General features: G+C 71.3%; 3 protein-coding genes. 2 read left to right on the top strand and 1 reads right to left on the bottom strand.

The features are described from left to right. Positions 1-1,122: 1,122 nt before the first annotated feature. Positions 1,123-1,830, bottom strand: coding sequence for a DUF6193 family natural product biosynthesis protein (locus ACFQ6N_RS39885; RefSeq protein ID WP_380659069.1), 708 nt, complete (start codon positions 1,828-1,830; stop codon positions 1,123-1,125). Positions 1,831-2,031: 201 nt separating this feature from the next. Between ACFQ6N_RS39885 and ACFQ6N_RS39890 the strand changes: the two genes are divergently transcribed. Both ACFQ6N_RS39890 and ACFQ6N_RS39895 read left to right on the top strand, forming a co-directional pair. Next, on the top strand, positions 2,032-4,506 hold the full coding sequence (locus tag ACFQ6N_RS39890; protein ID WP_380659070.1) for a Helicase associated domain protein: 2,475 nt from the start codon (positions 2,032-2,034) through the stop codon (positions 4,504-4,506). Positions 4,507-4,653: 147 nt separating this feature from the next. Beyond that, the gene (locus ACFQ6N_RS39895) at positions 4,654-5,661 is read left to right on the top strand and encodes a DNA-processing protein DprA (protein WP_380659071.1); all 1,008 of its coding nucleotides are present in this window, start codon (positions 4,654-4,656) and stop codon (positions 5,659-5,661) included. Positions 5,662-5,738 lie beyond the last annotated feature (77 nt).

Here is a 5,738-nt window from a genome sequence, read left to right on the forward strand (position 1 = left end):
AGACAGCGCCGGGCAACCACGGGCCTTCGGCCCGGGTTGCTTGCGCCTTCGGCGCTGCGCGGCGGCTTCGCCGCCGGTAGCGCCCTGGCCTTCGGCCAGTGGCCCACGGGCTTCGCCCGTGGGCTATCCGCGCTTCGCGCGGATAGGGCCGGCTTCGCCGGCGGGATCGGGCTTTGCCCGATCGGGGCGCTGCGCGCCCTTTGGTAGTGGGTCAGCTCCTGCGCTTCGCTTCGGAGCTGACCTGGCATGGAGTGTGAGCGCCTTCGGCGCTGCGCGGCTGCTCCACCGTGGGCTGACCCGCGCTGCGCGCGGGCAGCGGGCCGGCTGCGCCGGCCGGATCGGGCTGTACCCGATCGGGTGGGGTAGCGGGCCCTGTGCGGGCTTGGGTGGTGGTGGGTCAACTCCGCGTTTCGCTGCGGAGTTGGGTGGGTGTCAGGGTGAGGGACCTTCAACTCTGGGGGTGGGGGGGGTGTTCGGGCTTCGCCCGAGCTGACTGGGGTGGCGGGTGGGGCGCTTCGCGCCTTGACGGGTGGGATGGTGAGGGGTGGTCAGGTGGTGGGGTCACTCGTTGGGGTGGTACAGGGGCGGGCTTCGCCCGCTCTCGTGCATCAAAGACAGCATCCCGCTAGGCTTTGGGTTGGTGGTAGGGTCCCGGTGGATTCTCGTTGGCACATGATCGTATGGGTCAGCGACTCCGAGTCGGCCTCAGGATTTATCTCAAATTCGAGAGTGGAATACGTAGAGGCAGACGTGGCGGGCAGCGAAGCTGACCAAATTGATTTCGCGCGGCGGCTAGTACAGCGGCGGGCTCAGGGGAAGTCGCCCGAGCAGATCGAGGCCGGCCGGTGGGAGGCGCAGGCCTGGGAGCGGGAGGCCGGTCGCATGGAGGACTCGGGGCTTCGCCCCACGTGGGAGGCGGCCGAGTGGGAACGGATCGCCGCTCTCGTCGGAACCGAGGAGTGGGCGGCCTACGACGTGACGCTCGACGGGCAGACCCCGGCCTGGTCCTCCGGAGCACGAGGCCCGGCTCGTGGCAGAGCGGAAGTGGGCGCAGCGGACCCGCGGGGGGCAGCAGGAGGCGGTGAAGCCTGGCGCCCGGCCCGCGCGGTTCTCTGTATCACCTCAGCTTGCCGACACAAGCCCCTCCGGAAGGGCTGCCACCACGATGGCAAGGGCTTCCTCCGGTGTCTCGGTGCGCGCGAGCGGCTCGCCCTTGTTCCATACCCCGTACAGCCCCTCGTCGTACGGATGGATGGTGTGGCCAACCCGCGTCTTCCAGAAGGCCTTGACACTGGTGGAGAACCAGAGGTTGAAGTGGCTGTTGACCGGCATCAGCTGACGGAGCACTGGCTGGGCGTGCGCCGCCGCCAGCAGCGCGTGGGGACGTGGGTGTCGGTTGTACGGCGGCATGTGGACGCGGTCGAGCTTGGCGTGCCACGTCAACTCGACGACACCGAACGGCTCCCGCTCATGGGCGAGGGCCCAGGGCCTGAACTGGACGAACGGGGCTTGTGCCCTGGTCTCCTCCAGCCCAGCACCGCCCATCCACGCCGCCGTCGCCCGGACCGCCTCGGCCAGGTCTGCGGCCCACCCACAGGCCAACCGTGTGCCGTGGGCCTGGAAATTCACCTGGAACCGACGCCCCTCGTCGGGCGGATACACCGTCACTCTCCGGCCACGCCCCGCGTCGAGGTACTCCGCGATGCGACCCCAGTTCCCATCCGACTCCGGCAGGGCAAGCCCGAGCCCCTCAGCCGTACGCCTCACCGCAGCCCGCAGGGCCCCGTCCTCGTCCCAGCCACCCTCGCCAAGCCCCACCCCGAAGTCCATCGCCCCAGTGTGCCCGAACCGCCTCCACCCGGACCGCCACTCCACGTGCCCGCCGTGGCAGGGACCGCCAAGGAGAACCTCTCGCCGTGACAGCCGATGGAAATCGGCACGCTTTCCTACTGAATACCGGAGTCGGGCGGAAACGGATTTCGCCCACCCCTTTCCATTTCACGCAATTCCCGGGAAAGGTAAATTGGAATCATGGTGAAAAAGCTTCGTCCGCACCAGGAAGAGGCGTGCGACGCGGCAGTACGACTTCTGACGCTGCCGGCGTCGGGGCTGGTGCCGCCGGAGGGGCTGCGGTGCCAGATCCGGGCGGCGACGGGGGCGGGCAAGTCGCTGACGGCCGTTCACGTCGCCTCCCGGCTCCACTCGGAACGGACGCTAGTGATCGTGCCCTCACTGCCGCTGCTGGAGCAGACGGCCGGCGTCTGGCAGCGGGAGGGGCACAGCGGCCGGATGGTCGGGCTCTGCTCGCTCGTGGGCAACGAGCAGCCGGTGGGCCTGCGGTGCACCACCGACCCGGCGGAGCTGGTGAAGTGGACGGCCGGGCCGGGCCGGGTGACGGTGTTCGCCACCTACGCCAGCCTGGGCCTGGGCCACCTGGAGAAGGCCCACCAGCTCGGGCTGCCGGCCTTCTCACTCGCGATCGTGGACGAGGCGCACAGGGTCTCGGGTCAGGCAGGTCGGCCGTGGGCGGCGATCCTGGACAACACCAAGGTCCCGTGTGACCGGCAGCTGTTCATGACGGCCACCCCTCGCCTGTGGGCGGTGAAGGAGACGGATCGGCTGCGGGCGGCGGCCGGGATCGAGGCGGCCGAGCTGATCGCGAGCATGGACGACGAGGCGCTGTTCGGCCCGGTCGCCCACGACTACCCCCTCGGAACCGCGATTTCTGACGGGGTGATCGCGCCGTACCGGATCCTGTGCGTGGACGTGGCCGATCCGGTCCTCCAGGGCCTGGAGCAGCGCGGTGCGCACGAGGCGTCGGTGGAGTACCGGGGCGCGCGGCTGGCGGCCTTGCAGACGGCGCTGCTGACCGCGTGCGCGGAGTGGGACCTGTCGCGGGTGCTGTCGTTCCATCACATGGTGGCCGAGGCGCGGGCGCTAAGCACCGGCCTGCCGGACGTCGCCCGGGTGCTGTGGGAGCAGGACCCCGCTTTGCACCCGGACCCGGCGCTGGTCGGCACGAGCTGGCTGGAGGCCGAGCACACGCCGGCCGAGCGGCGGGCCGTGCTCGGCACGTTCGCGTCGCTGGTGCGGGATGACGGCTGGCGGCTGCTGCGATACATCCTGGCCTCGGTCAAGGTCCTGAGCGAGGGTGTGGACACCTTCGACTGCGACGCGGTCTACTTCGCCGACGTGCGCGGCTCCATGGTCGACCTGGTCCAGGCCGTCGGCCGCGCCCTGCGAATGCACCCGGGCAGCGGGAAGGTCGCCACGATCGTGGTGCCCGTCCTGCTGGGCGCCGGCGAGAACGACGACCAACTGCTCACCTCGAAGGCGTACGACGGGCTGAGCAAGCTCTTGATGGCGCTGCGGGCGCACGACGCGGCCGCCGTCGAGCGCCTGGCCATGCCGCAGTCCGAGACCCGCCCGCCGAGGGAGCCCAAGCACGCCGGGGAGCCCGAGGAGCGCCGCTCCGCCGGCGGGGAGGCGCAGCTGCTCCAGTTCTCCACCCAGCGCGACCCCGCGCTGATCGCCGCGTTCATCCGCACCCGGGTCCTGGAACCGGAGCGGGCCCAGTTCCGGCGCGGCCTGGAGGAGCTGCTCGCCTACCGCGAGAAGTTCGGCGACGCGCGCGTGCCCTACGCCTACCAGGCACCGTCCGGGCACCGGCTCGGGGTCTGGGTCGCCGACCAGCGCCGCTACAAGGCCGCCGACGTCCTCGACCCGGAGCGCGTCAAGGAACTCGACGAGCTGAGCATGATCTGGTCCGTGTTCGACACGGCCTTCACCGACAACCTCACCGCGGTCGCCGGGTACGCCGCCGAGCACGGGCACGCCTGCCCCCCGGCCGAGGCGGTCTGGGGCGGGCGCCCGGTCGGCACCATCATGAAGAACCTGCGCACCGCCCAACGCCGCACCGAAGCGCTGGAGCGCCGCGCCGAGGCCGGCGAGACCGGCCTGGACTGGACCGGGGCCTTGTCCGCCGACCGCAAGGCCGCCCTGGACGAGATCGACGCGGGATGGTGCCCGTCCTGGCCGGTGGAGTGGCGGCGGTGCTTCATCCTGGCCTGGCAGCACATCAAGGATGGCGGGACGCTGGCCGGTACCGAGCCGGGCAGCATCGTCGTCCAGGGCGATGACCTGGCCGGGTGGGGCCGCGCGCAGCAGGTCGCCTGGGACAAGCTCGTCCCGGCGCAGCAGTGGGCGCTGGAGCACGTCCTCGGACTCGAGCCCCTGGCGCCGGAGCAGAAGCCGGCCGCGAAGGTGACGCATGCGGAGAGGGAGGCCCGGAACCTGGCGGCCGCCGCCCAATACCGGGCCCGCGAGGGCCACCTCAACGTCCCCCGCACACACAAGGAAGCCCTGGTGCTGAACGACGGCACCGACGAAGGCACCGTGGTCGAGATCAGCCTCGGCCTGTTCATCGCCAACAGCCGCAGCAGGCGCGCCGACGTCCCCGCCGTACGCGCCCAACGCCTCACCGAACTCGGGATGCGTTGGGAGTAGGCGGGCGCCGGGCCGGGCCGCTCAAGCTGCACACGGCCCGACCTCGGGCTGGAGCTCTGTCGGTGGGGTGCGCCATGATGAAGGCAGGCCCAGGTAGTACCGCAACACCCTTCGAACAGTTCCGGGCCGTAAGTAGAAGGAATGATCATGACTTCGCTTTCCCCTGCCGCGCTGCAGGGCGCACCCCCCGGTGATCTCTCCGGAGCCCACCGGGACCTGCTGGCGCTGTGCGCGCTGCGCATCAACAACGCGTCCGTGGACTGGAGCCTGCTGGCCCGCACCTGCACGAGCGCGGACGGGGTCGAAGCAGCGCTCGAAGGGAACCTCGGGGAGCAGTCAGAGGCGGCCCGCAAAAACCTGCCGGTCCTGCGCTCCGGTCTGGTACACCTCGCGAATGCCCGTGAGCGGGTCGACGCCGAGCTGGACGCCGGGGCGCGGGCCGGGGCCCGCATCGTCACTGTGCTGGACGACGCCTACCCGGAGAACCTGCGGCTGGTGCCCGACCGGCCCCCCTTCCTCTTCTACCTGGGCGACCTGTCGACGGCCGACCGCCGGTCCCTGGCCGTCGTCGGCACCCGCAGCGCGAGCGAGGTCGGTCTCGGCCGTGCGGCGCGGATGGCGAAGGGGCTGGTGACTGCGGACGTCGCTGTGTTCTCCGGCCTGGCGCTGGGGATCGACACCGCCGCGCACGTCGAGGCCCTGGATGCTGGGGGCAGGACGGTGGCGGTCCTGGGTCACGGCATCGCCGCGAAGGTCTACCCTGCGGCGAACAGCGTGCTGGCGAAGCGGATCGTCGACGAGGGCGGGGCTCTGTTCTCGCAATTCTGGCCGACCTCCGGTCCGGCGACGTGGACCTTCCCGCGGCGCAACGTGGTGACGTCTGGGAGCGCCCTGGGCAGCATCGTGATCGAGGCGTCGCGGACGTCCGGCGCGAAGATGCAGGCGCGGATCGCCTCCGAGCACGGCAAGCGGGTCTTCCTGCTGCGGTCGCTGGTCGCGCAGGAGGCATGGGCGGCCAAGATGGTCGCTGCGGGCCGCGCCGTCGAGGTGGCCACGCTCGACGACGTCCTCGGCCAGTTGGACTCGGCGCCCGTCGCACCGGTGCCGGTGGTGGCCGAGGAGCAGTTCGAGCAGCTCGCCTTCGGCGGCCTGTAGCCGACGGCCCGCGGTTGCTCCAGCGGGCCGACGAGGGCCGTACCGGCGGGCCAGGGTGCAGTCCGGCTTCGCGCAGC

Source organism: Kitasatospora sp. NPDC056446 (assembly GCF_042796115.1).
Classification (GTDB): Bacteria; Actinomycetota; Actinomycetes; order Streptomycetales; family Streptomycetaceae; genus Kitasatospora.